The following is a 1,514-nucleotide window of genomic DNA, read 5'->3' on the forward strand; positions in this document are numbered from 1 at the left end:
GTTAAGTTGTCAAGCTGCGGCTTCGGGCGTTTGGTCTTTCCATGCGATTTCGGGGTCGTAGGGGACTCCGCGGACCAGGCAGCCGTGCAGGATGCCGACGAGTCGGTTGGCGACTTGCCGTAGTGCCGCGTAGTGGTCGACATCGCGGGCTCGTTGCTTGCGGTAGTAGGCACGTGCTCCGGGGTCGTTGACGAACGCGCCGTGTGCCTGTCCGATGACGGCGTCGAGGAGTCTGTCGTTATGCACGTAACGTGCTGAGACGACCTCGGATTTGCCTGACTGGATGGTGATGGGGCTGGTGCCGGCGTAGTTCTTACGCGCTTTGGCGTTTCTGAACCTGTTGGGGTCGTCCCCGAATTCGGCGAGCACCCGAGGGGCTATGGCCGGGCCCATGCCGGGCTGGCTGCAGTAGATCTCATAGTCCGGGTGCTGGGAAAAATGGGCATCGACCTCGGTGGCGAGTTCGTCGATCTGCTCGTTGAGCACGCCCAGCACCGCGACCAGCGACCGCACTGACGCGGCGTAGGCATCGGTCACCCGCTCGGGCTGACCGAGATGCTCGGCACGCAATATCCGTTGCATCGCAGCAGCTTTGGCGTCCTTGTTGTGGCGCCGTTTGAGCAGAGGCAGGATCTGGCGGGTGGTCAATGCGCCCGCCCGCACCGGAGTGGGTGCCTTGGCCAGCAACCCCAGAATCGGCCGACTCCACAGATCGAGTTCGAGCTCAGCACACACCAGCAGCATCGCCGGAAAGTACTCACGCAACGCCGCACGCAACCGCAGCATCTGACGGGTCCGTTCCCAGATCATCGTCTGATGGGCGCGGGCGACGACCCTGACCGCGGCCGCGATCTCCGAATCACCGCCACTTTCGCGTAGTTGGCCGCGATGGTGACGCAGCATCTCGGTCAACGCGTGCGCGTCGGCTTTGTCGCTCTTGGCGCCGGAACTGATCAGGATCTCCCGAAACCGCTTGGCCTGGCGGGGATCCACGCCGAACACTCGGTACCCGGCAGCGATCAACGCGTTGACCCATGGACCGCGAGCCACCTCGATGCACACCTGCACCTGCTCGGGCTCGTCACCGTCATCGAGGAAAGTGGCCACGTGCTCGCCGAACTTCGCGATGCCCGCCATCCCCTCCGGTATCTCGGCGCGACGCAGAATCTTGCCATTCTCGTCTTGGAATTCGACGTCATGGTGATCCTCGGCCCAATCATCCCCAACGAACAACACTGCCATCCCAGCCCCTCCTGAAAGTTGCTTCGATCCTTTCGTTTCAGCAGCTAGCCGCAGGATTTGCGCGGGCTAATGGCGAATGCTCACACTCAACCCGAGTCGGCACGACATCCCAGTAGCGATCTCACCCTCGCGGCCTACCACCAGGGGCACGGTCTCGACCCAGAACTCTCTCTCGAGGCCCAGCCGGTAAGAGTGCTCACCCAGTAGCAGCTACCACCACCAAGTCTGCCAACTCACGTCAACCAGACCCAGTAGTTCCCCCCATTAGCCGG

Annotated in this window: 1 protein-coding gene; it reads right to left on the reverse strand. The window is 62.8% G+C overall.

All coding sequences use genetic code 11. The features are described 5' to 3' along the window. Window positions 1–9: 9 nt before the first annotated feature. Window positions 10–1,242: an IS110 family RNA-guided transposase gene (locus tag ABLE94_RS26295; RefSeq protein ID WP_348810306.1), complete on the reverse strand. Its 1,233-nt coding sequence runs from the start codon at window positions 1,240–1,242 to the stop codon at window positions 10–12. Window positions 1,243–1,514: the final 272 nt, after the last annotated feature.

It is taken from the genome of Gordonia sp. VNK1, assembly GCF_040049135.1.
In the GTDB taxonomy this organism is placed as follows: domain Bacteria; phylum Actinomycetota; class Actinomycetes; order Mycobacteriales; family Mycobacteriaceae; genus Gordonia; species Gordonia oleivorans.

What these genes read in the sequence shown, in the direction of transcription:
- ABLE94_RS26295 (WP_348810306.1), bottom strand. Translation starts at nt 1,242, where the DNA reads ATGGCAGTGTTGTTCGTTGGGGATGATTGGGCCGAGGATCACCATGAC.